Here is a 25,759-nt window from a genome sequence, read left to right as displayed (position 1 = left end):
CGTCGCGCCCGCCGCCGCCGAGCGCGAGCCCGCCGCCGCCGGCCTCGCCGGCCCCCACCCCGCCGCCCACGCCGCCCGCCGCCTCCGCGGAGCCGGACGAGACCCCGGACCCGGGGGCCACGCCCGGCGCCCGCCCGAAGTCCCCGCCCCCGGCGCCGACGCACGTCCCGACACCGGACGGGACGCCGCGGAAGCCCGGCGCCAAGGACCCCTCGGTCCCCGCCTACACGATCGCGCCGCTGCCGTAGGCGTCAGGGCCCGCCGGGTCAGCGGATGCCGGCGTCGGGATGCGCGGCGTCCCATTCCCGGCGTGCCCGCGCGATGCCGTCCCGGTGCTGCGCCGACCAGTCGGCGAGGGCCTTCACCAGATGCGTGAGGCTGTGGCCCGTCGGGGTGAGTTCGTACTCCACCTGCGGGGGCACCGTCGGGTACACGGTCCGGGTGATCAGCCCGTCGCGCTCCAGCCGCCGCACGGTGAGCGTGAGCATCCGCTGCGAGATGCCGGGCACGGCGCGCTGCAGCTGCCGGAAGCGGCGTACGCCCTGGGCCAGTTCGACGACGACCAGGACCGACCACTTGTCGCCGATCCGGTCGAGCACGTCACGGATCCCACAGTCCTCGTGCGCGTCGCCGCACCCGACGACCGGCGGGGTGGTTACCGCCGTGTGCCCTGCTGACATGCAAGTGCCTCCTTACGCCCCCTGGCGCGAACCCGCAGGATGAAGCCGGTTACCGAAGAGAACCTACCGGAACGGGAAGACCTTCATGATCTTGGTTACCGGCGCCACCGGCGCCCTGGGCTCGCTGATCGCCGAACGGCTGTCCGGCCGCGACGACACCGTCCTCGGAACGCGCGATCCCCGGCGGATCCGCTCCGCGCTGCCGGTCCGCCGGATCGACTTCGACGACCCCGCCACTCTCGCCGAGGGCTTCGCGGGCGTGGACGTGCTGCTGCTGGTCTCCGCGGGCTACGGCGAGGACGACACCGTCATCGCCCGGCACGGCGCCGCCCTCGACGCCGCCCGGAGGGCCGGGGTCGGGCAGGTCGTCTACACGAGCCTGACCGCCTCCGGCGATCACCTCCCCTACGCCCTGCCGCACCGCTGGACCGAGCGCCGGCTGCGGGAGGGCTCCATGCGCTGGACGGTCCTGCGCAACGGCCTCTACGCGGAGTTGCTCGGAGCGGTCGCGGCGCCGTCGCAGGACGGCCGGATCACGGCGCCGCTCGGCGGGGGCCGGCTGGCGGCCGTCGCACGCGCGGACCTGGCGGACGTCGCGGCACGTGTGGCGGTGGAGGCCCCGGCCCATGCGGGGCGCGTCTACGAACTGGTCGGCGAGCAGGCCGTCGGCGGCGCCGATCTGGCCCGCGCGCACGGGCCGCACGTCACGTACGAGCCCGGGACGCTCGCCGGGGCCCGGGCCCGCATCGCCGCATCCGGCGCCGAACCCTTCCAGGTGCCGATGCTGGTGGGCACGTACGCCGCCGTGGCCGCCGGATTCCTGTCCGGCACCACGGGCGATCTGCGCCGGCTGCTGGGGCGCGCTCCCCGCTCCCCCCTCACGGCGGCCCTGGCGTAGCTAGGTCCTGTCCGTGTCCTGCGGCAGGCCGGTGATCTCCCGGACGTGGTGGAGGCTGGGGGTCTGGAGGACCGTGTGGAGTTGCTGGAAGAGCCTGCGGGCCTCCACCGCGTTCCAGTCGGGCGGCAGGAGTTCGGTGGGCAGGCCCGGGTCGAGGTACGGGAGGCGGCGCCACTGCGTCAGCAGCGGCACGTAGTGGCGGAACGCGTCCGCCGGTCCGGGTTCGCCGTCCGCGGCGAGGCGTTCGGCGACGGGGGCGTAGGTGTCGGTGAAGGCCGCGTACTGGGTCTGGATCGCCGGGAAGTCCCACCAGTCGCTCACGGTCCGCGCCAGGTCGCTGAAAGCGGCGTAGTCGGCGGCGAACAGGTGCACGTACTCGCTGAGGCCCAGCCGTACGAGCATGCCGCGGGCGTCGTCGAGGAGCCGTCCGGGGGCCAGCCAGACGCCGGGGGCGATGTTGCCGAAGCCGAGCCAGGTCAGCCGGGTGCGCAGCTGGTAGCGGTGGGAGCGCTCGGACTCCGGTACGGAGAACACGGCCATGGCCCAGCCGTCGGCCAGGTCGGCGGGTTCGAGGCTGGCGAAGATGCGGCGGTCGCCCTCGTCGAAGACGGGCTGTGCGGCCTGGCTGAGCCGGTAGCCGCTGGCACCCCGGCGCTCGGGTTCGAGGACGCCGCGCTTCTTGAGCCGTGAGATCGCCGACCGCACCGCCGGTCCGTCGACGTCCAGCTCGCCCATCAGCGTGATCAGGTCGGCGATGGAGATCCAGCCGCCGAGGCGGCGCAGGAACGCTCCGTAGACCGTGTTGATCAACGAGCTGGGCCTGAGGGGGCTGTCCGACATGATCGCCTTCCGTTGTGCGCGGTCGCGATCATATCGAGCCCCTCCCCCGCCGCCCGCTTCGCTACCGCGGCGTCGGCAGCGGCGACCGGGCGTACGCGCCGGAGAGCAGGTGGCCCGCCCCCGGGGCGACGGCCGGCAGGTCCAGGGCGCGCAGCATCTGGTGGGCGGTGCAGACCGCGGCCGACACCACCGGCTTGCCCAGCAGCTGTTCGGCCTCCTCGATGGCGCCCAGGGAGGGCATCTGCACACAGGCGGAGAGCACCACCGCGTCGGCGTCCGCGTACTCCAGCGCGCGGGCGAGTCCGGGCAGCCGGGCCGGGTCGTGGGCGGCGACGTCGAGGTTGTCGGGGATTTCGAGGGCCGTGTAGTCGAGGACCTCGATGCCCTCGTGGGCGAGGTAGTCCACGACGGTCCGGGTGAGGGGGCGCATGTACGGGGCGAGCAGGGCGATCCTGCGGGCGCCGATGGTGTGCAGTCCGTGGACGAGGGCGCCCGCGCTGGTGACGACGGGTGCGGGGGCGCCGTTCTCGGCCGTACGGGTGTGCAGCCGCTGCTGCGCGCTGCGGTGGTAGCCGAGGCCCATGCTCATGATCGCGACCAGGCAGGCGTAGCCGAGCACGTCGACGCGCGCGTCGGAGAGTTCGACGGCGCAGCGGTCGGAGTCCGCGTCCATGGCCTTGAGCTGTTCCGGGGTCACATGGGTCATGCGCATCCGGCTGGAGTGGAAGGTGAACCTCTCGTCGGGCAGGACCGTCTGGCGGGCGCGCAGGATGGCGGGGACCTCGGTCTCCATGGTCACGTTCGAGCTCGGCACGATCTGGCCGATGCGGTAGGTGCGGGACGGCACGGGTACTCCTCGGAGGGTGCGGGGCGGGTCAGCGGGCGTCGACGACGGGGTTGGCCAGGGTGCCGATGCGCTCGACGGTGGCCTCGACCGTGTCACCCGGGACCAGGAACTCCGGCGGCACCATGCCGGCGCCGACACCGGAGGGGGATCCGGTCGCGATGACGTCGCCGGGCTCCAGGGTCATGCCGGAGCTGATGTCGGCGATCAGGCGGGCGATCGGGAACAGCATGTGCCGGGTGTTCGACTTCTGCTTGGTGACGCCGTTCACGCGCAGCGAGAGGTCCAGGGCCATGGGGTCGGGGATCTCGTCGGCCGTGACCACCACCGGGCCGAAGGGCGCGTACGAGTCCTGCCCCTTGGAGAAGAACCACTGGCCGGAGCGGCGCTGGTCGCGGGCGCTGATGTCGTTGAGGATGCTGTAGCCGAAGACGTACGCGTAGGCGTCCTCCTCGCGCACCCGGGTCGCGGTGCGGCCGATGACGACGGCGAGTTCGCACTCCCAGTCGAGCTGCCGGGTGAGGTCGCCGTTGTGCAGGATCGGCGCGCCGGGTCCGGTGACGGCGGTGGCGGGCTTGCCGAACAGCACCGGGCGGGAGGGAAGTTCCTTGTCGGTGTCCAGGCTGCGGCTGGACTCCTCGACGTGTTCGACGTAGTTGAGGCCGACTCCGACGATCTTTCCGGGGCGCAGCGGGGCGGCCGGGGTGACGTCCTCGGGGCGGTGGACGGCCCCGGCCGGGCGGGCGGCGGGGTCGGCGTCGACGAGGCGCCGGGCGGCTTCCAGGGCGGCGGGGCCCGCCTGGACGAACGTGAGCAGGTCCCGCGGGAGGTCGGTGCCGGCGTGGTCGGCCAGGACCCCGAGGTCGAGGACGATGCCGTCGACGTCGGCGCCGAGACGGGGCGCGCAGTCGCCGGTGGCGGTGGCCGTGGTGAAGGTCAGCAGACGCATGGTGGGGTTCCTCGGGGTGGTCAGGCGGTGGCGGTCGGGGTGGCGGTCGGCATCGGCTGGTGGCCGCCGTTGTCCGGGTACGCCTCTTCGCGGTGGAAGCCGAGCGAGCGCATGACCGGGAAGTCGTTGAAGGAGAACAGGCAGGCGTCCTCGGAGCGGTCGAGGTTGTGGTGCTCGTGCCAGGCCCAGGAGGGGACGCAGAAGATGTCGCCCTGGCGCCATTCGAAGCGCTGCCCGGCGATGACCGAGACCCCGTGCCCCTTGGCGGCCGTGTAGACCACCGAGCCGGTGTGCCGGTGGGCACGGGTGGCCTGCCCGGGGCGCAGCAGCTGCATGTGGGCGCCCATCGTGGGCATCACGGAGCCGCCCGTGACCGGGTTGGCGTACTCGGCGATGATCCCGTCGTACGGGGAACCCTCGCTCGCCTTGGCGAGTCCGAGCAGGGCCTCGTACGTGGGCTCCCAGGGGTAGGCGAGCAGCGGCGAGTAGGGCCGGCTCCAGCGCTCCGAGCCGTACGGGAGCAGGTTCGCGGCGTACTCGAGCACGGAGGAGTTGACCACCTTGCCGGGCGTCTGGCGGAGCTCGGGGTGGACCTCGTAGAACCCGGCGTCCAGGGCGTTGACGAGCGGGATGTCGAGGCCGTCCTGCCAGATGACGGGCCCTTCCTCGCCGTCGTTGCCGTGCTCGTGCCAGGTGCCGTTGGGGGTGATGGCGAAGTCGCGCGGGCCGACCCGCAGCTTCTGGCCGTCGACGACGGTCCAGGCGCCGGTGCCCTCGTGGACGAAGCGCAGGGCGGCGGCCTGGTGGCGGTGGGCGGTCATGGCCTCGCCGGGTCCCATGATCTGGAGTCCGGTGTAGAGGAGGCCGGCGGCGGCGCTGACGTCCCTGCGGCCGGGGTTGACGAGCATCACGACGCGGCGGCCCGCGTCGTCGGCCTTGACCAGGCCGAGGGCCTTGTGGACGAGGGGCCTCAGCTCCTCGTAACGCCACAGCACGGGAACGGACCTGGGCTGCGGGTACCAGGGCTCGATGTCGTTGGCGACGGTCCACAGGGCGCCGGCGTCCAGGGCTTCGAGCTCGCCGTAGTACGCGGTGAGCTCGGGCGTGTCGCAGACCCGGGCGCGGCCGAGCATGGTGTCGTCCTGCTCGATGGTCATACGTCCTCCTCAGGCGTGGTGATCCGGGGGCCGGCGGGCGGCGCGGTGAACGTCACCGGCAGGCGGGGGCGGTTGTCGACTTCGAGGCGGAAGATGTCGAAGCGGTTGTAGTGGCCGGTGATGTCGTGCATCTGTTTGGGCTGGATGCACCGGCCGAGGTCGATCTCGCCGTAGACGATGCCCTCGTCGTCGACGAGGGGTTCGGCGACCGGGCGGCCGTCGGGACCGAAGATCCCGGACAGGGCGCTGCGGGGGCGCAGGAACAGGGCGCGCAGTTCCTCGTCGTCCCCGGCGAGCAGGTCGACGATCTCCGGGGAGACGGTGGAGCAGGCCACGACGGAGAAGACCTTGCCCTCGAAGCTGTGGGCGGCGGTGCGCACGGCGATGGCGTCGGCCATGTCGTAGTCGGCCGGGGCGACGGGCAGGGCGATGTAGCAGGAGGCGTGGACGAGTTCGCCCTGTGCGAGGAGGGCGAAGCGGGCCAGCGTGTTGGTGTTCTCGCCGCAGGCGAGGGCGCCGAGCGGGCCGACGGGGGTGGAGTGCACGCGCAGGGAGCTGCCGTCGCCGCCGGTCCAGGTGAGTTTCTCGGCCCAGGTGGGCACCAGTTTGCGGTGCACGCCGAGGAGTTCGCCGTCGGAGCCGATGGTGAGCAGGGTGTTGTGCAGGACGCCGAGGCTGTGTGCGGAGCGTTCGTTGACGCCGATGACGAGGACGACCCCGTACTGGCGGGCCGCCGCGCGTAGGGCGTCCACGTGCGGGCCGGGGACGTCGACCGAGGCGCGCTGGAGGCGTTCGAACCAGGGCGAGCCCTGGACGGGGTTCATCGTCCAGTTCCAGTAGGGGTAGCCGGGGACGAACACCTCGGGGAAGACGACGAGTTCGGCGCCGCCCGCGGCCGCCTCGGCGATCAGCGCGACGGCCTTGTCGACGGTGGCGGCCGGGTCGAGGTAGACGGGCGAGGCCTGGACGGCCGCCGCGGTGAAGCGGGGCAGCCGGTGCAGGGGCGGGATCTCCATCAGGGGCTCCTCAGTGGGCCGGGGCGGCGGCGAGGCCCGGCTGCCAGCGCTGGTGCACCGGCGCGGCGGGCTGCCGCAGCAGTTCGAGGCGGGGCGGGACCCGGTCGGTGCGGGCGGCGGGCGGTCTGCCGCTGCCCGCCCGCCAGGAGGGCGCCCAGGGCGCGGCGGGGCCGTGGTAGCCCTGGGCGGCCGCGGCGTGCAGGGTCCACAGCGGGTCGTGCAGCTGGGCGCGGCCCACCCCGCAGAGGTCGGCGCGGCCGGCCAGGACGATCGAGTTGACGTCGTCGTACGTGGAGATCGCGCCGACGGCGATGGTGGGGATTCCGGTGGCGTTGCGGATCAGGTCGGCGTAGGGGGTCTGGTAGCTGCGGCCGCGGCGGGGCCGCTCGTGGGCGACGACCTCGCCGGTGGAGACGTCGATCCCGTCGGCGCCGGCCTCGGCGAGGGCGCGGGCGATGGCCACGGCGTCGGCCTCGCTCAGGCCTCCTTCGGCCCAGTCGGCGGCGGAGATCCGCACGAGCAGTGCCTTGCCGGCGGGCCACACCTCCCGTACGGCGTGCAGCACTTCGAGCGGGAACCGCAGCCGTCCGGCGAGGGCGCCGCCGTACGCGTCGGTGCGCCGGTTGGTCAGCGGCGAAAGGAATCCGGAGAGCAGCTGGCCGTGTCCGTACTGGAGTTCCAGTACGTCGAAGCCCGCCCGGTCGGCGCGGCCGGCCGCGCGGACGAAGTCCCGTACGACGAGGTCCATATCGGCCCGGGTGGCCTCGCGCGGGACCGGGCTCCGCTCGTCCCAGGCCAGCGCCGACGCGGCGACCGGCTGTCCTTCCCCGGCGTCGGCGCGGCGGCCGGCGTGGGTGAGCTGGATGCCGAGGCAGGTGTCGGACTGGCCGTGGACGAACTCGGTGATCCGCCGCCAGGCGGTCTCCTGTTCGTCGGTGTAGAGCCCGGGGCAGCCGGGGGTGGCGCGGCCGTCGGCGCTGACGGCGGTCATCCCGGCGAGCACCAGAGCGGAGCCGCCGACGGCCTGGGTGCTCAGGTGGACCAGGTCGAAGTCCCCCGGGACGCCGCCGCGCGCCGTGCCGAGGGCGGTGGGCGGAGCCACGACGCGGTTGCGCAGGAGCAGCCCGCCCAGCGGGAAGGGGCGGAACATCGGGGGCACGGGGGCGGAGGAGTTGACGGCGGAGGTGAACTCCTCGTCGCGCACGCGCAGGTTGTCGTAGGTGACGCGGCGGCTGCGGGTCAGCAGGTTGAAGGCGAACTGGGGCGGTTCCTGGCCGGTGTAGCGGCCGATGTTCTCGAACCATTCGAGGCTGGCCTGGGCGGCGCGCTGGGTGGACTCCACGACGGGGCGGCGCTCGTCCTCGTACGCGGCGAGCGCGCCGGGCACGTCCGGGTGCTCGTGCAGGCAGGCGGCCAGGGCGAGGGCGTCCTCCATGGCCAGCTTGGTGCCGGAGCCGATGGAGAAGTGGGCGGTGTGGGCGGCGTCCCCGAGGAGGACGACGTTCTCGTGCCGCCAGGTGCGGTTGCGCACGGTGGTGAAGCGGAGCCATTTGGAGTTGTTGGGGAGGAGCCGGTGCCCGTCCAGGTGGGCGGCGAGCAGTTCCTCGCAGCGGTGGATGCTGTCGGTGTCGCTGGTGCCGGGCGGGTACGCGCGGTCGGCGGACTCCGCGAAGCCCGCACGCCGCCAGGCGGCCTCGTCCATCTCGACGATGACGGTGGAGCGGGTGGCGTCGTAGGGGTAGGCGTGGACCTGGAGGGTGCCGAAGTCCCGCTCTTCGACGAGGAAGGTGAAGGCTTCGAAGACCTTGTCGGTGCCGAGCCACATGTAGCGGCCGGAGCGTTCGTCGAGGTCGGGTCCGAAGGTGTCCGCGTAGGCGGCGCGGGTGGCGGAGCGCACGCCGTCGCAGGCGACGACCAGGTCGTACGCGGCGGCCAGCTCGGGGGCGGGCGGGGCCTGGGTGCGGTAGCGGACGTCCACGGCGAGGGCGGCGCAGCGCTCCTGGAGGATCTGCAGCAGCCGGCGGCGGCCGAGGGCGGCGAATCCGTGGCCGCCGGAGGTGAGGGTGCGGCCGCGGCGGGTGACGTCGATGTCGCTCCAGCGGGCGAACTCCGCCGACATGGCCGCGTAGATCCCGGGATCGGCCTGCGCGATGCCGTCGAGGGTCTCGTCGGAGAAGACGACCCCGAAACCGAACGTGTCGCCGGGGGCGCCCCGCTCCCAGACGGTCACGTCCCAGTGGGGGGAGAGCTGTTTGGCCAGGGCTGCGAAGTACAGCCCGCCGGGCCCTCCTCCGATGACTGCTACGCGCACGGCGTACCTCCTCGTGGTTCCGGAACAACATATGGCGCAGATTTGACGGACGTCAACAATTCTCTATATCTCTCGTGAGGAGTTCGGGCGCCTGCGGGCCCGACCTCGTCAGCACCTCGCGCACGTCGGCGGGCCAGGGCGTGGTCCCGGTCGCCCGGGAGGCGGAGTGGGCGATGACCATCCGCCCGGAGGCGGCCTCCACGCCCTCCTCGCCGAGGACGGTGAACACGTAGTGCAGGGAGCTGGCGCCGACCTTGGCGACGTTCAGTTCGATGCGCACGGCCTCGCCGAACCACAGCCGGGCCCGGTAGTCGGCCTCGAAGTGGACGCGCGGGGTGCTGCCGAAGAGGTGCGCCAGGCCCAGGCGGCGCAGCAGCACGGCCTCGGCCGCCTCGACCCAGCGCACGACGGTCGAGTGGTGGTAGTGCCCGGCGGCATCCGTGTCGGGCCATTCCACGCGGCGTTCGACGACCACGCCGGGCAGGTGCGGGACCAGGGCCTCGGGACACCCGGCGGCGCACCCGCCGTCGGCGCCGGCCGGGGGCTCGGACCGCACCGGACGCGGGGCCCGGGCCCACGCGCGCAGTTCGCCGCGTTGCAGCTTGCCGGTGCCGGTGCGCGGGAGCCGCTCGACGAACTCGACGGCGCGCGGGTACTTGTACGGGGCGATGACCGCCTTCACATGGGCCTGGAGCTCCCGGACCGTCGCCTCGACCGCCGGGACCCCGGCGCCGAGCACCACGTAGGCCTTGACCACCATGCCGCGCCGCTCGTCGGGGGCGCCGACGACCCCGCACTCCTCGACGTACGGATGCGCGGCGAGGGCCTTCTCGACCTCCGGGCCCGCGATGTTGTAGCCGGAAGAGACGATCATGTCGTCGCTTCGGGCGACGTACCAGAAGTACCCGTCCGCATCGCGGACGTAGGTGTCGCCGGTGATGTTCCAGCCGTTCCTGACGTACGCCGTCTGGCGCGGGTCGGCGAGGTAGCGGCAGCCGGTGGGGCCGGTGACCGCGAGCAGGCCGGGCTGCCCGTCGGGCACGGGGTCGCCGTGCCGGTCCACCACGGCGGCGCGGTACCCGGGCACGGGCCGGCCGGTGGCGCCGGGCCGGATGTCCTCGTCGGCCGCGGAGATGAAGACGTGCAGCATCTCGGTGGCGCCGATGCCGTCGATGATGCGCAGTCCGGTCGCGGCGTGGAACTCCTCCCACACCGCGGCGGGCAGCGCCTCTCCGGCGGACACGCAGCGGCGCAGCCCGGACAGCCGGTCCACCGCACCGGCGGCCATGATCGCCCGGTAGGCGGTGGGCGCGGTGAACAGGACGGTCACGCCGTGCGCGGCGACCAGGTCGGCCAACTGCTGCGGACCCGCCTGCTCGACCAGCAGGGTCGCGGCCCCGACGTGCAGCGGGAAGACGACGAGCCCGCCGAGGCCGAAGGTGAAGGCGAGCGGCGGAGTACCCGTGAAGACGTCGTCGGGGCGCGGCTTGAGCACGTGCCGGGAGAACGTGTCGGCGTTGGCGAGGACGTCCCGGTGGAAGTGCAGGGTCGCCTTGGGGCGGCCGGTCGTACCGGAGGTGAAGGCGATCAGCGCCACGTCGTCCGCGGCGGTGGGGACGGTGGCGAAGCGGCCGCTCTTGGCCGCGCAGCGCGCGGTCAGGTCCGTGGCTCCGGGGCCGCCGTAGACGAGGACCGGCAGGTCGGCAGCGGCTGCGCCGTCGACGGCGGCGAGCTCGTCGACGTGGCGGTGGTCGCACACGGCTACGGAGGGACGGCTGATCTCGCACAGCTCGGCGAGCTCGGCGGCGCGCAGCATCGGCATCGTCGTGACGGCGACGCCGCCCGCCTTGAGGACGCCGAACCAGGCGGCCACGAGCCAGGGGTTGTTGGGGGCGCGCAGCAGGACGCGGTTGCCGGGTACGAGGCCGAAGTCCTCGGTGAGCACCTGGGCGACCTGGTTGGCGCGCTGCTGGAGTTCGCCGTAGGTCCAGCGCTCGGTGGGGGTCAGCAGGCAGGGACGGTCGGGACCCCAGCGCTCGACGGCTTCGTCGAGCAGGCGTCCCGCGCAGTTGAGGCGGTCCGGGTAGTCCAACTCCGGCAGTTCGAAGTGGAGTTCGGGCCAGAGGGGGAAGGCCGGCAGTCGGTCTCTGCAGAAGGAGTCGACATGCGCGGAAGGGGAGAGCTCCATGGGGCGGCACCTCGATCGGGGAGCAGCAGGGGGAGATGCGGAGCAAGTTATCTCGATATTTTGTCGACCGTCAACATCACTCGATATCTCGATGCGCACCGGGCATCCGCGGGGCGCTTGCCCGACATCCGGGAAGCGGGTTCAGGCGACCGGCAGGAGCACCTTCACGCACGTGCCGAACTCGCCCGCGGCAAAGCAGAGTTCGCCGCCCGCCTCGGCGGCGAGCAGTTGGACGATCAGCAGTCCGCGACCGCTTTCGGCCTCCGGGTCGACCTCCGCGGCGCCATCGGGCAGCCGGGCCGGACGGGCGCCCCGGTCGGCGACCTCCAGCGACAGCCACCCCCGGTCACAGGCCATCGCCACCCGCATCCGCCCCGTTCCGGCTGCGTGCCGGACGACGTTCGCGGCGAGCTCGCTGACGGCCAGCAGCAGGACGTCCACCGCCTCGGGGGCGACCCGCCAGCCCTCCAGCACGGCCCGGACCCGGGTCCGCACCAGCGGGACGACGGCGGCGGGGGGGGGGCGCGCCCCCGGGGCTCCCCCCACCCCCCGCCGGGGGGCCGGGCCCCCTTCTATGCCCGGCGTGCGGGGGGGCCGGCCCACCCCAATGGAGCGATGGCCAGGGTCGTCGCCGACCACTATCCGACGGCCGTGCCGCCGCGCTGAGGCCGCGTCGCGTCAGTGCGTGGGCTCCGTCGGGTGCTTGACGACGCAGTCGGGCCCCGGGGACATGACTGCCTCGTGGCCGTCGGAGAAGCGGACCCGGTAGGGAGGGGTGCCGTTCTCGCCGAGTACCTGAGTGATTTCACCGACCTTGTCGTGCTGGCCCACGATCCTGCCGTGCTGAACCAGCTGGTCGCCCTCGGTCGCGCGCATGCTGACCTCCTCGGAGGCGGTCTGGATCCGGTGACAGCAGTTTACGGCGGTTCGCGGTGATTAGGCCCGCTGAGTGACGGCAATGCAGACCAGTACCGCGCAGGCCGCGACCGGCGCGGCGGGGGACAGCTGCTCGCCCAGCAGCGCCACCGACCAGACCAGGGTCAGCAGCGGCTGCGCGAGCTGGAGCTGGCTGGCCCGCGGCGCGCCGATCTCGGCCATGCCGCGGTACCAGACGTACAGGCCGAGGAAGGTGGAGCCGGCCGCCGCCCAGAGCAGGCCGGCCAGCCCGTGGCCGGTCGGGTGCACCGGCTCGTACGCGAGACCCAGCGCCGAGCCGGCCACGCTGAGCGGCAGGCACAGCACCAGCGCCCAGCCGATGACCTGCCAGCCGGGCAGCACCCGGGCCAGGCGCCCGCCCTCGGTGTACCCGGCCGCGCAGACCAGCAGGGCCCCGAACAGGTAGCCGTCGCCGGCGGAGAGGGAGCCGCCGCTCTGCGCCAGGGTGAAGCCGAGCACGACGGCGGCCCCGGCGACGGCGGCGCCCCAGAACCGGCGCGAGGGGCGGACGCCGGTGCGCAGCGCGGACACGGTGGCCGTGGTGAGCGGGAGCAGGCCGACGACGACGGCGGCGTGTGAGGTGGTGGAGGTGGTCAGCGCCAGGGTGGTCAGCAGGGGGAAGCCGACGACCACTCCGGCGGCGACGACGGCGAGGCCCGCCCAGTGCGCGCGGTCGGGCAGCGGCACGCGCCCGGCCAGCAGGAAGCCGCCGGCGATCAGGGCCGCGAGGACGCTGCGCACGGCGACGAAGGACCACGGGCCGAAGCTCTCCAGGCCCCAGGCGGTGGCGGGGAACGTCAGCGAGAAGGCGACGACGCCGAGCGCGGCGAGAGCGGTGCCGCCGCCGGCCCGGCGGGCCGCACCCTCGACCGCTATCGTGGTGGGGAGAGTAGCGCTATTCTGTGCTGTCATGTACGAGCGTAGCAGTGTGGCGGAACTGGCAGAATCCCTGCGGTCGGAACTCGACCGCTACTCGGTGGGCGGAAAGCTCCCGTCGAGCCGGGCCCTCGTCGAGCGCCACCGCGTCAGCCCCGTCACCGTCTCCCGCGCCCTCGCGCAGCTGGCCGCCGAGGGGCTGGTCGTCACCCGGCCCGGCGCCGGGGTGTTCCGGGCCCGGCCCCGTACGGCGGACCCCGCGCCCGCAGACACCTCCTGGCAGGAGGTCGCCCTCAGTGCGGAGGGCGCCGGCGACGTGGTGCCGCGCTCGGTGGACGCCTCCGGGGTGCTGGTCTGCCTGGCCGCACCGCCCTCCGGGGTGATCGGGCTCAACAGCGGCTACCTGCACCCCTCGATCCAGCCCGAGCGGGCCATGGCCGCCGCACTGGCCCGGGCCGGCCGGCGCCCCGGAGCCTGGGAACGGCCGCCCATGGAAGGACTGCCCGAGCTGCGCGAGTGGTTCGCCCGGGAGATCGGCGGGGCCGTGGCGGCCGCCGACGTACTGGTCACCGCGGGCGGGCAGAGCGCGCTGACCACCGCCCTGCGCGCGCTGGCACCGCCCGGGGCGCCGGTCCTGGTGGAGTCCCCGACCTATCCCGGCCTGCTGGCCATCGCCCGCGCCTCCGGCTGCCGGCCGGTGCCCGTCCCCGTGGACGCCGACGGGGTCCGGCCCGAGCTGCTGGCCGCCGCCTTCGAAGCGACCGGGGCGCGGGTCTTCGTGTGCCAGCCGCTGTTCCAGAACCCGACCGGCGCGGTGCTGGCCCCCGCGCGGCGGGCCGAGGTGCTGCGGATCGCCCGGGCCGCCGGGGCCTTCGTGGTGGAGGACGACTACGCCCGGGCGCTGGGCCACGACGACGCCGGGCCGCTGCCGCCGACGCTGGCCGCCGAGGACCACGACGGGGTGGTCGTGCACGTCCGGTCCCTGACCAAGGCCACCTCGCCCAGCCTTCGGGTGGGCGCGCTCGCCGCGCGCGGCCCGGTGCTCGACCGGCTGCGGGCCATCCAGGTCGTGGACAGCTTCTTCGTGTCCCGGCCGCTCCAGGAGGCGGCGCTGGAGCTGGTCGGCGCGCCCGCCTGGCCCCGGCACCTGCGGGCCGTCGCCACCGAGCTGCGCCACCGCAGGGACGTGCTCGCGGGCGCGCTGCGCCGGGAGCTGCCCGGGCTGGCCCTGCCCCATCTGCCCTCGGGCGGATACCAGTTGTGGGCGCGGATGGCCGAGGGCGGCGACGACGCGGCCTTCGCGGCGGCGGCCCTGCGGGCGGGGGTCGCGGTCGCGGGGGGCCGACCGTACTTCTGCGCCGAGCCGCCGGGTCCTTACGTACGGCTCAGCTTCGCCGGGGTCTCCGGCGCGAGGGAGCTGAACGAGGCCGTCCGGCGCCTGCGCGGCGGGACCGGCGCCGCGGCCGGCGGGGGCGCCGCCCCCACCACCGAGCGCGCCGACGGTCCGGACGCTTGACCCCGTGCCGCAGGCGGCCCACCATCGCCGCATGAATGTTCGGGTTTCGCTCGTCGCCGCAGCCCGTGGTTCCTCGCTGCTCGCCGAGCGCTTCGACGACGACCGCCCGCTGGACGGGGCGGGCTGGCGCGCGGTCGAATCCGCCGCGCACGGACTCGTGCCGCTGGGCGCCGCAGAGCTGCGCTACTGCTCGCCCAGCCCGCGCTGCCGGGCCACCGGGCAGGCGCTCGGGTACGCGCCGCTCGCGCAACCGGCGCTGCGCGACTGCGACATGGGCCGCTGGCGGGGGCTGACCCTGGCCGAGGTGGCGCAGCGCGAGCCGGGGTCGGTGGACCTCTGGCTCACCGACCCCTGCTCCTCGCCGCACGGAGGCGAATCCCTGCTCTCCTTCATCTCCCGCATCGGCGGCTGGCTCGACAGCCGGCCCGCCGACGACGGCGCCGCGATCGTGGCCGTGGCGGAGCCGTCCGTGGTCCGGGCGGCCCTGGTGTACGCGCTGCGAGCGGCCCCGCTGACGTACTGGAACGTCGACGTCCGCCCGCTCTCCACGATCACCCTCACGGGCCGCTCCGGCGACTGGCACCTCTGCCTCCAGGCACCCGCCTAAAGGAGTGGAGTCCCACCGGTCCCACGGCCTAGCCTGCGCACATGAACGGGATCCACATCACCACCCTCGCGCAGCGCCCCGAACTGGCCGACCGGCTCTGGGACATGAAGGACCCCTGGCCGGAGTTCTCCCAGCACGACTGCGTCGCCTGGCTCCTCTACCCGCGGATGACCGGGGAGCTGGCCGACTACGTCCTGGTCGCCACGGACGGCGACGCGGTGGTGGCCCGCGGGTACAGCGTCCCGTTCGCCCTGAACGTGCCGGGCCGCGACGGGATCCTGCCCGCGCGCGGCTGGGACCAGGTCCTCCTGTGGGCCTTCTCCGACCTGCGGCGCGGGATCGCCCCGGACACGGTGAGCGCCATCGAGATCACCGTGGCCGGCGACCGGCAGGGCGAGGGCCTGTCCGGGCTGATGCTGGCCGCGATGCGCGACAACGCCCGCGCCCGCGGTTTCGCCGAGGTGGTGGCCCCCGTCCGGCCCAACGGCAAGCCGGCCGAGCCGGACACGCCGATCGAGGAGTACGCGTACCGCACGCGCGAGGACGGCCTCCCGTACGACCCGTGGCTGCGCGTCCACGCCCGCGCCGGGGCCGTCATCGACTCGGTGGCCCCGCTGTCGATGACCATCACCGGCTCGCTCGCGCAGTGGCGTGAGTGGACCGGGCTGCCGTTCGACGCGACGGGCCCGGTCCGGGTGCCGGGCGCCCTGGCCCCGGTCCGCTGCGAGCTCGAACAGGGCTACGCGGTGTACGTGGAGCCGAACGTATGGGTCCGGCACGCGCTGGACCGCTCCTCCCCGCCCCCGGCGTAGGCCCGCTCTGGGCCCACGGGCCCGGTCAGGGCGTCACGATCGGGAAGTCGGGGTCCGGCTCGGTGAGGTGGCCGGTCAGCTCCGCCAGCCGGGCCGGGTCGCCGGTGACCCGGGCACGGCCCCCGGCGACCAGGTCCCCGAGGTCGGCCCGGCCCAGCAGCAGGCTGCGCAGCGCCGGCTCGTCCAGGGTGATCTCGACGTCCGGCTCGGCGGCGGCCGGCCCGAGACCCCGTACGTGCGTGAGCACGCCGTTCTTCAGGCGCAGGGTGCGGGCGTCGCCGCCGTCGGCGAGGTGCCAGCGGACGGTGACGTCGGCGTCCCAGCTGCGCGGCCCGTCCACCCGGATCGCCAGGGAGTCGAAGAGCTGCTCCAGCGTCAGGGCGTCCAGCATGTCCTCGGACACGCTGCTGGCGGGGGTGCCGACGGAGCCCTCGCGCAGTTCGAGGGCGCCCGTCAGGTAGAAGTTGCGCCAGGTGCCGTTCTCGCTGCCGTAGCCGAGCTGCTCCAGGGCGTCGGCCTGGAGGGCGCGGGCCTCCGCGTTGCCGGGGTCGGCGAACAGGACGTGGTGGACGACCTCGGCGACCCAGCGGAAGTCGCCCTGGACGTAGGACTGGTGGGCGCGGCGCAGCACCTCCTCGGCGCCGCCCATGAAGTCCACGTACCGGGCGGCGGCCTCGGCGGGCGGGTGCGCCCACAGACGGGCCGGATTGCCGTCGAACCAGCCCATGTACCGCTGGTAGACGGCTTTCGCGTTGTGGCTGACGGAGCCGTAGTAGCCGTGGGTGTGCCAGGCCCGCTCCAGCGCCGGCGGCAGCTGCATCCGCTCGGCGATCTCCGGCCCGGTGAGCCCCTGGTTGACCATCCGCAGCGTCTGGTCGTGCAGGTAGGCGTACAGGTCGCGCTGCTCGGACAGGAAGGCGAGGGCGTTCTCGCGGCCCCATACGGGCCAGTGGTGCGAGGCGAACACGACGTCGGTGGCGGCGCCGAAGAGCTGGACGGCCTCGGTCAGGTAGCGGGCCCAGTCGTGCGGGTCGCGGACCTGGGCCCCGCGCAGCGTGAGCAGGTTGTGCAGGGTGTGGGTGGCGTTCTCCGCGGTGCACAGGGCGGCGTGGTCCGGGAAGTGGATGTTGAGCTCGGCCGGGGCCTCGGTGCCCGGGGTCAGCTGGAAGACCATGCGGATGCCGTCCACGGTCTCGCTCTGCCCCGTGCGGGTGACGTCGAGGGTCGGCGGGATGAGGGTGACGGTGCCCGTCGACGTGGTGGTGCCCAGCCCCGCGCCGATCTGCCCGCGGGGGCCCTTGGGCAGGGCCGCGCCGTACATGTACGCGGCGCGGCGGCTCATGGCGGTGCCCGCGTAGACGTTCTCGCTGACGGCGTGTTCCAGGAACCCCTGCGGAGCGAGCACCGGCAGGCCGGCCGCGGCCTCCTCCGCGCCGGCCACGCCCTTGACGCCGCCGAAGTGGTCGACGTGGCTGTGCGTGTACAGGACGCCGGTGACGGGGCGCTCCCCGCGGTGACGGCGGTACAGCGCGAGTGCGGCAGCGGCGGTCTCGGTCGACACCAGCGGGTCGATGACCAGGACGCCGCGCTCGCCCTCGACCACGGTCATGTTCGACAGGTCGAACCCGCGCACCTGGTAGATCCCCGGCACGACCTCGAACAGCCCGTGGCCCGCGACCAGCCTGCTCTGGCGCCACAGGCTCGGATGGGCCGTGGGCGGGCAGTCCGCGTCCAGGAACCCGTAGGCGTCCAGGTCCCACACGACCCGGCCCTGGGCGTCGCGGATGGTGGCCTCCTCGGCCGTGCCGAGGAACCCGCGGCGCTCGTCCTCCAGGTCGCGGGTGTCGTCGAAGGGCAGCCGCCGCAGTGCGGCCTCGTTGGCCTCGGCGACGACGGCCTCGGCGTCCCCGGAAGAAGCGTGCACGGCGCGGGCCTCCCTCTCGGCGGGCCGGCGGACACCGGTGCCGTCGGCCCCTCACCCACCCTCGGCCGCCGCGTCCCCGGGCACCACCCGGGCCTGCTCCATTCGGATCACCGCAAGCGCTTTGCATAAAACTGCGGCGCTACGTATAGTCATGCCATCGAGGAGGAGGGTCCGATGGTGGTACGTGTAGCGGTGGCCGGAGCGAGCGGGTACGCGGGCGGAGAGGTCCTGCGCCTGCTGCTGGCCCACCCCGAGGTGGAGATCGGTGCGCTGACCGGCCACTCCAACGCCGGACAGCTCCTCGGCGCCCTCCAGCCGCACCTGGTGCCGCTCGCCGGCCGGACCCTGGAGGCGACCACGCCCGAGGTCCTGGCCGGTCAGGGCCGCCGCCATGACGTGGTCTTCCTCGCACTGCCCCACGGGCAGTCCGCCGCCGTCGCGGCCCGGCTCGGCGAGGACGTCCTCGTCGTCGACATGGGCGCCGACCACCGGCTCAAGGACTCCGCCGACTGGGACGCGTTCTACGGGGCCCCGCACGCCGGCACCTGGCCGTACGGGCTTCCCGAGCTGCCCGGTGCCCGCGCCGCGCTGGCGGGGTCCAAGCGCATCGCGGTTCCCGGCTGCTTCCCGACCGCCGTCACCCTCGCCCTGTTCCCGGCCTACGCCGCGCAGCTGGCCGAGCCGGAGGCCGTGATCGTCGCCGCCACCGGCACCTCCGGCGCCGGCAAGACCCTCAAGCCGCACCTGCTCGGCTCCGAGGTGATGGGTTCGGTCAGCCCGTACGGGGTGGGCGGCGGGCACCGGCACACGCCCGAGATGGTGCAGAACCTGAGCCCGGTCGCCGGGCAGCGGGTCTCCGTCTCCTTCACGCCGACCCTCGTGCCGATGTCGCGCGGCATCCTGGCCACCTGCTCGGCCAAGGCCCTGCCCGGCACCACGGCCGACGCGGTGCGCGCCGCGTACGAGAAGGCGTACGCGGACGAGCCCTTCGTCCACCTGCTGCCCGAGGGGCAGTGGCCGGCGACCTCCTCCGTCCAGGGTTCCAACGCCGTTCAGATCCAGGTCGCGTACGACGCGTCCGCGCAGCGGATCATCGCGATCAGCGCCATCGACAACCTCACCAAGGGCACCGCCGGCGGCGCGGTGCAGAGCATGAACATCGCCCTCGGCCTTCCCGAAGGCCTGGGCCTTTCTTCGATCGGAGTCGCACCGTGAGCTCCCCCGGGCACCGCTGGGACACGCCCCCGGCACGCGCAGCCACCGGGCTGCGGACGACGACGATGACCCCGGAGCCGCGCTGTGCGGGCGGAGAAGCGAACGAGGAGATGCAGTGAGCGTCACGGCAGCACAGGGGTTCACCGCGGCGGGTGTCGCCGCGGGGATCAAGGCGAACGGCAATCCGGACCTGGCGCTCGTGGTGAACCACGGCCCGCGGCTGGCCGCGGCGGGCGTCTTCACCTCCAACCGCGTCAAGGCCGCGCCCGTGCTCTGGTCCGAGCAGGTCCTGCGCGGCGCCGTCGTCAGCGCCGTCGTCCTCAACTCCGGCGGAGCGAACGCCTGCACCGGCCCCAAGGGCTTCCAGGACACCCACGCCACGGCCGAGAAGGTCGCCGGGGTCCTCGGCGGCGAGCACAACGCCGGCGAGGTCGCCGTCGCGTCGACCGGCCTGATCGGCGTCCCGCTCCCCATGGACAAGCTGCTGCCCGGCATCGAGACCGCGGCGCAGGCCCTGTCGGAGGACGGAGGCGAGGCCGCCGCCATCGCCATCAAGACCACCGACACCGTGCACAAGACGGCCGCGGTGACGCAGGGGGGCTGGACCGTCGGGGGCATGGCCAAGGGCGCGGGCATGCTCGCCCCGGGCCTGGCCACGATGCTCGTCGTGCTCACCACCGACGCCGACGTGGACGGCGGCACCCTCGACAAGGCGCTGCGCGCCGCGACCCGTACGACCTTCGACCGGGTCGATTCCGACGGCTGCATGTCCACCAACGACACGGTGCTGCTGCTCGCCTCCGGCGCTTCCGGCCGGGTGCCGGCGTACGAGGAGTTCGCGGAGGCCGTCCGGACCGTCTGCGACGACCTCGCCCGCCAGCTGATCGGCGACGCGGAGGGCGCCAGCAAGGACATCCGCATCGAGGTCGTCGGCGCGCTCACCGAGGGGGACGCGGTCGAGGTCGGCCGCTCCATCGCCCGCAACAACCTGCTGAAGTGCGCCATCCACGGCGAGGACCCGAACTGGGGCCGGGTGCTGTCGGCCATCGGCACCACGCGGGCCGCCTTCGACCCGGACCGGCTGAACGTGGCCATCAACGGGGTCTGGGTCTGCAAGAACGGCTCGGTCGGCGAGGACCGCGACCTGGTCTCGATGAAGGACCGCGAGGTGCGCATCACCGCCGACCTGGCCACGGGCTCCGAGTCCGCCGTGATCTGGGCCAACGACCTGACCGCCGAGTACGTCCACGAGAACAGTGCCTACAGCTCATGAGTGACGAGAAGGCCGGCCGGTCCGGCACCGGAACCGCGCGCAAGCACACCGCGCTGCCCAAGGCGCAGATCCTCATCGAGGCGCTGCCCTGGCTCACCCGCCACAACGGCAAGGTCGTCGTCATCAAGTTCGGCGGCAACGCCATGATCGACGACGATCTGAAGGCGGCCTTCGCCCAGGACGTGGTGTTCCTGCGCCAGGCCGGCCTCAAGCCGGTCGTGGTGCACGGCGGCGGCCCCCAGATCAACGCCCAGCTCGACAAGCAGGGCCTGGTCAGCGAGTTCAAGGCGGGTCTGCGGGTCACCACCCCGGAGGCCATGGACGTCGTACGGATGGTGCTGGCGGGCCACGTCCAGCGGGAGCTGGTCGGGCTGCTCAACGAGCACGGGCCGCTGGCGGTCGGCATGACCGGCGAGGACGCCCACACCATCACGGCCACCCGGCACACGCCGGAGATCGACGGCGAGCTCGTCGACATCGGCCGGGTCGGCGAGATCACCGCCATCGACACGGGCGCGATCGAGGCGCTGCTGGCGGACGGCCGGATCCCGGTCATCTCCTCCATCGCGCGCAGCGCCGACGACCACCACGTGTACAACGTCAACGCCGACACGGCGGCCGCGGCGCTCGCCGCCGCGCTGGGCGCCGAGACGCTGATGGTCCTCACGGACGTCGAGGGCCTCTACGCGGACTGGCCCAACAGCGACGAGGTCATCAGCCGGCTGACGGTCGGCGAGCTGGAGAAGCTGCTGCCCGAGCTGTCCAGCGGCATGGTCCCCAAGATGGAGGGCTGCCTGCACGCCGTCCGCGGCGGCGTGAGCACGGCCAGGGTGATCGACGGGCGGGTCCCGCACTCGATCCTGCTGGAGATCTTCACCGACGAGGGAATCGGCACGATGGTCGTGCCCGACGCACGGCAAGGGGGAGCACGGTGACGCACGACGAGCTGACCGGCAACCAGCGGTACGCCGCCCGCTGGCAGGGCGCGCTGACCGACAACTACGGGACGCCCGCGCTGGCCCTGGTGCGCGGCGAGGGCGCCCGGGTCTGGGACGCGGACGGCAGGCAGTACACCGACTTCGTCGGCGGCATCGCGGTCAACGCCCTCGGCCACGCCCACCCGGCGGTCGTGGAGGCCGTGACCCGGCAGATCTCCACCCTGGGCCACGTATCCAACCTGTACGCCTCCGAGCCGGTCCTCGCACTCGGCGAACGGCTGCTCCAGCTGTTCGGCCGCCCCGGGCGGATTTTCTTCTGCAACTCAGGAGCCGAGGCCATCGAGGCCGCCTTCAAGATCGGCCGGCTGACCGGGCGGACCCATATGGTCGCCACGGACGGCGGCTTCCACGGCCGGACCATGGGCGCCCTCGCGCTCACCGGCCAGCCGAAGAAGCAGGGCCCCTTCCTGCCGCTGCCCGGCGAGGTCACGCACGTTCCGTACGGCGACGTGGAAGCCCTGCGGGCCGCCGTCACCGAAGAGACCGCGCTCGTAGTCATCGAGCCGATCCAGGGTGAGAACGGCGTCGTCGTCCCCCCGGCCGGCTACCTGGCGGCCGCCCGCGAGATCACCCGGGCCACCGGCACCCTGCTCGTCCTCGACGAGGTGCAGACCGGCATCGGGCGGTGCGGCCACTGGTTCGAGCACCAGGCCCACGAGGGCGTCGAGCCCGATCTCGTCACGCTCGCGAAGGGTCTGGGCGGCGGGCTGCCGATCGGTGCCGTGGCCGCCTTCGGACCGGCCGCGGACCTGCTCCGGCCCGGCCAGCACGGCACCACCTTCGGCGGGAACCCCGTCGCGTGCGCCGCCGGACTCGCCGTCATCGACACCATCGCCGCCGAGGGCCTGCTCGACCGGGTCAAGGCGCGCGGGGAGCAGCTGCGCTCCGGAATCGAGGGCCTCTGCGAGGGGAACGGCCACCCGCTCGTCTCCCACGTCCGTGGTGAAGGCCTTCTCCTGGGTATCGTGCTGACCGGGCCGCTCGCACCGCAGGTGCAGCAGGCGGCCCAGGATGCCGGATTCCTGGTCAACGCGCCCGCCCCCGACGTCGTACGGCTCATGCCCCCGTACGTGCTCTCCGAGGCCGAGGCGGACGCGTTCGTCCGGGCCCTGCCCGGCATCCTCCGAGCAGCCGACGGGGACGGACTTACCGGGGAATGAGACGACGATGAGCCAGGCGCAGGACCACGAGCAGTGGGGGTCGTCCCGGAGGGGGGCACCCGCGGCGGCAGCCGGGGCAGAGTCCGGGGGAGGGCCTTCCGTTCCGCAGACCCGCACCGCCCGCCACCGCCGGATCGTGGACATCCTCAACCGGCAGCCGGTCCGCTCGCAGAGCCAGCTGGCCAAGCTGCTCGCCGACGACGGGCTGAGCGTCACCCAGGCGACGCTCTCCCGCGACCTCGACGAGCTCGGCGCGGTGAAGATCCGCAACACCGGCGGCGAGCTGATCTACGCGGTGCCCAGCGAGGGCGGATTCCGCACTCCGCAGGCCCCGCTCGGCGAGTCGGCGAAGGAGGAGCGCATGCGGCGTCTCTCCGGTGAACTGCTGATCTCGGCCGAGGCCTCCGCCAACCTCGTCGTCCTGCGCACCCCGCCCGGCGCGGCCCAGTTCCTCGCCTCCGCGATCGACCAGGCCGAACTCCGCGAGATCCTCGGCACGATCGCCGGCGACGACACGCTGATGCTGATCAGCCGTGACCCGTCGGGCGGCCAGGCCCTCGCGGACCACCTGCTGCGGCTGGCCCAGAAGGAAGGCTGAGCCGCACCGGTCCCCGCCCGGGCCCGGGAAATCCGATGCCGGGGCCGGCGGTGGCGGACGTAGCCTCGGGGCGTGCATGAACTCGCCCTGGCCGCAGTCGTATCGGCCGTCACCGCCGCCGTGTACGCGGCCATCGGCCTGCGCGGCCGGCGCAGGGCCCGGATCCACCGGGAGGCCGTGGCGTTCGTCGCCGCCCTGGACCTGGACCCGTACCACGTCGCCTCGCTGAAGAACGAGGCGACCGAGGCCGCGGCCGCCGAGCTGCTGCTCGACCGGTACGTCGACATCGACGCCGAGGGCGCGGTGTGGCTCGCCGGCGCCGGACACGAGCCCGGCCGCTCGCCGGCGCACCCGGTGCCCGCCGCCCTGCTGGCCGCCGTACGCCGGCACGATCCGGCACCGGTCTCGCTGGGCTGGATCGAGCAGGGCGACGAGGCCTGTCGGGAGGCGGCCGCCGTTCACCGCGCCGAGCAGGACGCACGCCTGCCGGCGCTGCCCCGGATGCCGCAGCCCGCGGACGGCTCCCTCCGGTCCTGCTGCGGCTGCACGGGTCTCGTGCTGTTGCTGATGGTCTGGATCGGGGCGGGCATCGTGGTCCTGGAGGCTCACCATCAGGGCGTCCTGGAATGGGGCGCGACGGTGGTGACCGCCCTGTGCCTGGCGGCGCTCTGGCGGGCCGAGGCGGTGGCGCAGCGGATCCGGGACCGGACGTCCGGCCGGAACCCGCTGCACGAAAGCGTCCGCGAGGAGACGCATCCCGCACGGGCCGCGCTGGACGGCGAGCAGCGGCGCCGGCTGCTCCTGAGCAAGGGGGACCGGACCCGCTGGCGGGGCCTGGACGGGGGCACCGACGAGGACGCGGACTCCGGGGAACGGGGCGGACTCGACCTGGACGAACACTGGGACCTGGGCCCGGACGCGTACCGGTACGTGGCCGCCGACGCGGAGACCGACGCGGAGACCGGTGCGGAGACCGGCGCGGAGCGTGCCGACGCCGGGACCGCCGGGGCGGCCGCCGAGCCCCTCCCGCCGCCGGGGAGCCCGCACCTCCGCTAGTAGCGGGTCACGGCGAGGGGCCCGGCCTCGGTGCCGATCGCGATGTGCGGGCGGCGGTGCGGTTCGGCCCAGCGCAGGATCTCCCGCATCGCCCGCTCCGGCACCGACACGCAACCGGCCGTCGCACCCTTGCCGTTGACGTGCAGGAAGATGCCCGCGCCCCGGCCGTGCACCGGCCGGTCGTAGTTGAAGCCGACGACCAGCGCGTGCGCGTACTGCTTCTCGTACGCGACCAGGTGTTCCGCCTCGCCCGGCGCGCAGTCCGCGGGCAGCGGCTCCACCCAGCGGTTGTAGCTGCCCGAGGCGTTGTCCTGGCACCACCACGAGCGGTCCGTCACCCTCCGGTACCGGAACTGCGTCCCGGCGGGAGCGCGGTGGATCCCGAAGGCGTACGGGAGGTCGTACAGGCCCGTCGGCGTCGTGTTCGTGCCCTGGGTGCGGGTCGCGCCCTCGGTCAGGCCGTTCGCACCGAAGCGGGCCTCGGCGCTGCCGGCCTCGTACCAGTGCCCCGCCCGCCGGTCCCACCAGGTCACCCGGCCCGTCGTGGATCCGGGCAAGGGGGCGACGGCGGTGATCAGCTGGCTGCCGCCGCCCGTGTCGGCGAGCCGGGCCGGCAGCGGCGCGGACCCGTACGGGCCCTGCGCGAGCAGGCTGGTGACGATCAGTGAGCCGGTGACGAGAACGGTGCGCAGCACATGTCAGACGGTACGGGGAGGCAGGGGCAGTGGCAGCGCAGGCAGGCCGTCGACACTCGACCCGATGAAATCCTTCTTCTCGCAGTAGGCCGCGAACTCCTCGTCCGTCTTGCGGCCGAAGTGCTCCGCGTGCAGGGTCCGCTCGCCCCGGTACTCCATGAAGGGGACGGCGTACCCGCACACGTCGGCGATCCGGCGGGCGTGGACCACGATGACCGCCCGCGCGGCGGGCCCGTCGGCCGGCCCGAACAGGGCGATCAGCTCGGCCCAGCGCGGGTCGTCGCGGAAGACGGCCTCGCCCTCGCCGTGGATGCGCACGATGTTCGGCGGGCCGCTGAACGCGCACCACATCAGCGTGATCCGGCCGTTCTCCCGGACGTGGGCGATGGTCTCGGCGCCGCTGCCGCCGAAGTCCAGGTAGGCCAGGGTCTGCTCGTCGATGACGACGAGCGTTCCCGCGCGTCCCTTGGGGGACAGGTTGACGTGTCCGTCACCGTCGAGCGGGGCGGTGGCCGTGAAGAAGACCGGCTGTTCCTCGATGAACGTGCGCAGTCGGCCGTCGATACGTTCGTGAAGTCTTCCCATGATCCGAGTATCGGCCGGAATGGCGGATTCAGGCCGGGGGGCCGCCGTTCGCGGGGCCGCGGCGGGCGCGCCACCACCGCATCGCCCCGTCGTGCGCCGCACGCGCCGACCGGGCCGGCCGCGCGCGGGGTGCGTCCGGCCCGGTGCGGTCCTCCTCGTCCGGCCCCAGGCGGTGGCGCCACAGCCGCAGGACCTCGGGGTGCAGCACGTGCGCCGACGCCTCGAGCAGCGCGCCGAGCTCCGCGGGGTCCGCCTGCTTCGCCCTCAGGGTGCCGGCCCAGTCCCAGGCGGACACCGTCTGCGCCGCGAGCCGGCGCAGGCCCGGGTCGGGGTGCACCGACAGGTCCACGGCGGACCGCAGCGCGGCGATCCCGCCCTGTGAGCGGAGCAGCCGGAACGCGGCCCTGCGGGTGTGCACGGGCCGTTCCGGGGCGGTCCGCGCGGCCAGCGCGCCGGGGTCCAGCCGCGGGGCCGCGGGGTCCAGGCAGAGCGCGGCCTCGCGGGCCACCGATGCCGACGGGTCGTCCAGCAGCGCGAGGAGCGTCGCGTCGTCGGGGGCGGCGTCCAGCCGGCGCAGCCCGGCCAGGGCGGCGGCCCGCACCAGGCCGGCGGGATGGTCCAGCAG

25 protein-coding genes and 3 pseudogenes are annotated in these 25,759 nt (G+C 73.9%); 12 read left to right on the top strand and 16 right to left on the bottom strand.

All coding sequences use genetic code 11. The features are described from left to right. Positions 1-248, top strand: a pseudogene (locus ACFXA3_RS06150) (RNA polymerase subunit sigma-24); the annotation flags it as partial. 18 nt (positions 249-266) lie between these two features. Here the strand turns inward: ACFXA3_RS06150 and ACFXA3_RS06145 are convergent. Beyond that, on the bottom strand, positions 267-680 hold the full coding sequence (locus ACFXA3_RS06145) for a winged helix-turn-helix transcriptional regulator (RefSeq protein WP_385182603.1): 414 nt from the start codon (positions 678-680) through the stop codon (positions 267-269). An 85-nt stretch (positions 681-765) separates the two neighbouring features. On the opposite strand from ACFXA3_RS06145, the gene ACFXA3_RS06140 reads away from it, so the two are divergent. Then, positions 766-1,578, top strand: coding sequence for an NAD(P)H-binding protein (locus ACFXA3_RS06140; RefSeq protein WP_385182601.1), 813 nt, complete (start codon positions 766-768; stop codon positions 1,576-1,578). Here ACFXA3_RS06140 and ACFXA3_RS06135 read toward each other — a convergent pair whose 3' ends face one another. From ACFXA3_RS06135 to ACFXA3_RS06085, 11 genes and pseudogenes are all read right to left on the bottom strand, one after another. Beyond that, the gene (locus tag ACFXA3_RS06135) at positions 1,579-2,418 is read right to left on the bottom strand and encodes a PaaX family transcriptional regulator C-terminal domain-containing protein (protein WP_385182598.1); all 840 of its coding nucleotides are present in this window, start codon (positions 2,416-2,418) and stop codon (positions 1,579-1,581) included. Between the two features lie 61 nt (positions 2,419-2,479). Further along, entirely contained in the window at positions 2,480-3,211 is a 732-nt protein-coding gene (locus ACFXA3_RS06130) for an Asp/Glu racemase (protein WP_385182611.1), read from the bottom strand. An 82-nt stretch (positions 3,212-3,293) separates the two neighbouring features. Beyond that, entirely contained in the window at positions 3,294-4,211 is a 918-nt protein-coding gene (locus ACFXA3_RS06125; RefSeq protein ID WP_385182595.1) for a fumarylacetoacetate hydrolase family protein, read from the bottom strand. Positions 4,212-4,231: 20 nt separating this feature from the next. After that, the gene (locus ACFXA3_RS06120; protein ID WP_385182592.1) at positions 4,232-5,368 is read right to left on the bottom strand and encodes a cupin domain-containing protein; all 1,137 of its coding nucleotides are present in this window, start codon (positions 5,366-5,368) and stop codon (positions 4,232-4,234) included. Then, the gene (locus ACFXA3_RS06115; RefSeq protein WP_385182589.1) at positions 5,365-6,384 is read right to left on the bottom strand and encodes a carbon-nitrogen hydrolase family protein; all 1,020 of its coding nucleotides are present in this window, start codon (positions 6,382-6,384) and stop codon (positions 5,365-5,367) included. Before ACFXA3_RS06115 ends, ACFXA3_RS06120 begins: the two co-directional genes overlap by 4 nt. A 10-nt stretch (positions 6,385-6,394) precedes the next feature. Next, on the bottom strand, positions 6,395-8,695 hold the full coding sequence (locus tag ACFXA3_RS06110) for an FAD-dependent monooxygenase (protein ID WP_385182587.1): 2,301 nt from the start codon (positions 8,693-8,695) through the stop codon (positions 6,395-6,397). A gap of 52 nt (positions 8,696-8,747) precedes the next feature. After that, positions 8,748-9,296 (bottom strand): acyl-CoA thioesterase, encoded by a 549-nt coding sequence (locus ACFXA3_RS06105; RefSeq protein ID WP_385182609.1) that lies wholly within the window; start codon positions 9,294-9,296, stop codon positions 8,748-8,750. After that, a pseudogene (locus tag ACFXA3_RS06100) lies at positions 9,276-10,883 on the bottom strand (AMP-binding protein); the annotation flags it as partial. The pseudogene ACFXA3_RS06100 and the gene ACFXA3_RS06105, both read right to left, overlap by 21 nt. A gap of 141 nt (positions 10,884-11,024) precedes the next feature. After that, a complete protein-coding gene (locus ACFXA3_RS06095; RefSeq protein WP_385182584.1) occupies positions 11,025-11,378 on the bottom strand; it encodes an ATP-binding protein in 354 nt (117 codons plus the stop codon). 183 nt (positions 11,379-11,561) lie between these two features. After that, on the bottom strand, positions 11,562-11,759 hold the full coding sequence (locus ACFXA3_RS06090; RefSeq protein ID WP_030294415.1) for a DUF1918 domain-containing protein: 198 nt from the start codon (positions 11,757-11,759) through the stop codon (positions 11,562-11,564). Positions 11,760-11,819: 60 nt separating this feature from the next. Then, the gene (locus ACFXA3_RS06085) at positions 11,820-12,731 is read right to left on the bottom strand and encodes a DMT family transporter (RefSeq protein ID WP_385182581.1); all 912 of its coding nucleotides are present in this window, start codon (positions 12,729-12,731) and stop codon (positions 11,820-11,822) included. Between ACFXA3_RS06085 and ACFXA3_RS06080 the strand changes: the two genes are divergently transcribed. The 3 genes from ACFXA3_RS06080 to ACFXA3_RS06070 are packed head-to-tail and all read left to right on the top strand — an operon-like array spanning position 12,730 to position 15,630. Next, a complete protein-coding gene (locus ACFXA3_RS06080) occupies positions 12,730-14,211 on the top strand; it encodes a PLP-dependent aminotransferase family protein (RefSeq protein WP_385182578.1) in 1,482 nt (493 codons plus the stop codon). The two genes, ACFXA3_RS06085 and ACFXA3_RS06080, sit on opposite strands and share 2 nt — an antisense overlap. A 31-nt stretch (positions 14,212-14,242) precedes the next feature. After that, the gene (locus ACFXA3_RS06075) at positions 14,243-14,818 is read left to right on the top strand and encodes a histidine phosphatase family protein (protein ID WP_385182576.1); all 576 of its coding nucleotides are present in this window, start codon (positions 14,243-14,245) and stop codon (positions 14,816-14,818) included. Positions 14,819-14,859: 41 nt separating this feature from the next. Beyond that, positions 14,860-15,630: an N-acetyltransferase gene (locus tag ACFXA3_RS06070; RefSeq protein WP_385182573.1), complete on the top strand. Its 771-nt coding sequence runs from the start codon at positions 14,860-14,862 to the stop codon at positions 15,628-15,630. Positions 15,631-15,655: 25 nt separating this feature from the next. On the opposite strand, the gene ACFXA3_RS06065 is transcribed toward ACFXA3_RS06070, so the two are convergent. Then, entirely contained in the window at positions 15,656-17,554 is a 1,899-nt protein-coding gene (locus ACFXA3_RS06065; protein ID WP_385182570.1) for an alkyl/aryl-sulfatase, read from the bottom strand. Positions 17,555-17,728: 174 nt separating this feature from the next. On the opposite strand from ACFXA3_RS06065, the gene argC reads away from it, so the two are divergent. From argC to ACFXA3_RS06030, 7 genes are all read left to right on the top strand, one after another. Continuing rightward, positions 17,729-18,769: an N-acetyl-gamma-glutamyl-phosphate reductase gene (argC, locus tag ACFXA3_RS06060; protein WP_385182567.1), complete on the top strand. Its 1,041-nt coding sequence runs from the start codon at positions 17,729-17,731 to the stop codon at positions 18,767-18,769. Next, positions 18,766-18,888, top strand: coding sequence for a hypothetical protein (locus ACFXA3_RS06055; RefSeq protein WP_385182564.1), 123 nt, complete (start codon positions 18,766-18,768; stop codon positions 18,886-18,888). Before argC ends, ACFXA3_RS06055 begins: the two co-directional genes overlap by 4 nt. After that, complete coding sequence (gene argJ / locus ACFXA3_RS06050) at positions 18,885-20,042, top strand: bifunctional glutamate N-acetyltransferase/amino-acid acetyltransferase ArgJ (RefSeq protein ID WP_385182562.1); 1,158 nt, start codon at positions 18,885-18,887, stop codon at positions 20,040-20,042. Before ACFXA3_RS06055 ends, argJ begins: the two co-directional genes overlap by 4 nt. Then, complete coding sequence (gene argB, locus ACFXA3_RS06045; RefSeq protein ID WP_385182559.1) at positions 20,039-20,977, top strand: acetylglutamate kinase; 939 nt, start codon at positions 20,039-20,041, stop codon at positions 20,975-20,977. The genes argJ and argB overlap by 4 nt, the downstream gene beginning before the upstream one ends. Continuing rightward, positions 20,974-22,200 (top strand): acetylornithine transaminase, encoded by a 1,227-nt coding sequence (locus ACFXA3_RS06040; RefSeq protein ID WP_385182556.1) that lies wholly within the window; start codon positions 20,974-20,976, stop codon positions 22,198-22,200. The genes argB and ACFXA3_RS06040 overlap by 4 nt, the downstream gene beginning before the upstream one ends. Positions 22,201-22,207: 7 nt before the next feature. Then, on the top strand, positions 22,208-22,798 hold the full coding sequence (locus tag ACFXA3_RS06035) for an arginine repressor (RefSeq protein ID WP_385182553.1): 591 nt from the start codon (positions 22,208-22,210) through the stop codon (positions 22,796-22,798). A 72-nt stretch (positions 22,799-22,870) separates the two neighbouring features. Then, positions 22,871-23,854 carry a hypothetical protein gene (locus tag ACFXA3_RS06030; protein WP_385182550.1) on the top strand — a complete coding sequence of 328 codons (984 nt, stop codon included), beginning with the start codon at positions 22,871-22,873 and terminating at the stop codon, positions 23,852-23,854. Here the strand turns inward: ACFXA3_RS06030 and ACFXA3_RS06025 are convergent. The 3 genes and pseudogenes from ACFXA3_RS06025 to ACFXA3_RS06015 form a co-directional block, all read right to left on the bottom strand. Next, complete coding sequence (locus ACFXA3_RS06025) at positions 23,851-24,546, bottom strand: L,D-transpeptidase (protein ID WP_385182606.1); 696 nt, start codon at positions 24,544-24,546, stop codon at positions 23,851-23,853. The two genes, ACFXA3_RS06030 and ACFXA3_RS06025, sit on opposite strands and share 4 nt — an antisense overlap. A 6-nt stretch (positions 24,547-24,552) precedes the next feature. Then, positions 24,553-25,134: a pyridoxamine 5'-phosphate oxidase family protein gene (locus tag ACFXA3_RS06020; protein WP_385182548.1), complete on the bottom strand. Its 582-nt coding sequence runs from the start codon at positions 25,132-25,134 to the stop codon at positions 24,553-24,555. 28 nt (positions 25,135-25,162) lie between these two features. Beyond that, positions 25,163-25,759 (bottom strand): annotated as a pseudogene (locus tag ACFXA3_RS06015) (hypothetical protein); the annotation flags it as partial.

Source organism: Streptomyces sp. NPDC059456, assembly GCF_042750055.1.
Classification (GTDB): domain Bacteria; phylum Actinomycetota; class Actinomycetes; order Streptomycetales; family Streptomycetaceae; genus Streptomyces.
Note: the sequence above shows the minus strand (reverse complement) of the source record. Positions and strands in the feature narration are given on the sequence as shown.

What these genes read in the sequence shown, in the direction of transcription:
- ACFXA3_RS06145 (WP_385182603.1), bottom strand. Translation starts at nt 680, where the DNA reads ATGTCAGCAGGGCACACGGCGGTAACCACCCCGCCGGTCGTCGGGTGC.
- ACFXA3_RS06140 (WP_385182601.1), top strand. Translation starts at nt 766, where the DNA reads ATGATCTTGGTTACCGGCGCCACCGGCGCCCTGGGCTCGCTGATCGCC.
- ACFXA3_RS06135 (WP_385182598.1), bottom strand. Translation starts at nt 2,418, where the DNA reads ATGTCGGACAGCCCCCTCAGGCCCAGCTCGTTGATCAACACGGTCTAC.
- ACFXA3_RS06130 (WP_385182611.1), bottom strand. Translation starts at nt 3,211, where the DNA reads ATGGAGACCGAGGTCCCCGCCATCCTGCGCGCCCGCCAGACGGTCCTG.
- ACFXA3_RS06125 (WP_385182595.1), bottom strand. Translation starts at nt 4,211, where the DNA reads ATGCGTCTGCTGACCTTCACCACGGCCACCGCCACCGGCGACTGCGCG.
- ACFXA3_RS06120 (WP_385182592.1), bottom strand. Translation starts at nt 5,368, where the DNA reads ATGACCATCGAGCAGGACGACACCATGCTCGGCCGCGCCCGGGTCTGC.
- ACFXA3_RS06115 (WP_385182589.1), bottom strand. Translation starts at nt 6,384, where the DNA reads ATGGAGATCCCGCCCCTGCACCGGCTGCCCCGCTTCACCGCGGCGGCC.
- ACFXA3_RS06090 (WP_030294415.1), bottom strand. Translation starts at nt 11,759, where the DNA reads ATGCGCGCGACCGAGGGCGACCAGCTGGTTCAGCACGGCAGGATCGTG.
- ACFXA3_RS06080 (WP_385182578.1), top strand. Translation starts at nt 12,730, where the DNA reads ATGTACGAGCGTAGCAGTGTGGCGGAACTGGCAGAATCCCTGCGGTCG.
- ACFXA3_RS06085 (WP_385182581.1), bottom strand. Translation starts at nt 12,731, where the DNA reads ATGACAGCACAGAATAGCGCTACTCTCCCCACCACGATAGCGGTCGAG.
- ACFXA3_RS06075 (WP_385182576.1), top strand. Translation starts at nt 14,243, where the DNA reads ATGAATGTTCGGGTTTCGCTCGTCGCCGCAGCCCGTGGTTCCTCGCTG.
- ACFXA3_RS06070 (WP_385182573.1), top strand. Translation starts at nt 14,860, where the DNA reads ATGAACGGGATCCACATCACCACCCTCGCGCAGCGCCCCGAACTGGCC.
- argC (WP_385182567.1), top strand. Translation starts at nt 17,729, where the DNA reads ATGGTGGTACGTGTAGCGGTGGCCGGAGCGAGCGGGTACGCGGGCGGA.
- argB (WP_385182559.1), top strand. Translation starts at nt 20,039, where the DNA reads ATGAGTGACGAGAAGGCCGGCCGGTCCGGCACCGGAACCGCGCGCAAG.
- ACFXA3_RS06035 (WP_385182553.1), top strand. Translation starts at nt 22,208, where the DNA reads ATGAGCCAGGCGCAGGACCACGAGCAGTGGGGGTCGTCCCGGAGGGGG.
- ACFXA3_RS06020 (WP_385182548.1), bottom strand. Translation starts at nt 25,134, where the DNA reads ATGGGAAGACTTCACGAACGTATCGACGGCCGACTGCGCACGTTCATC.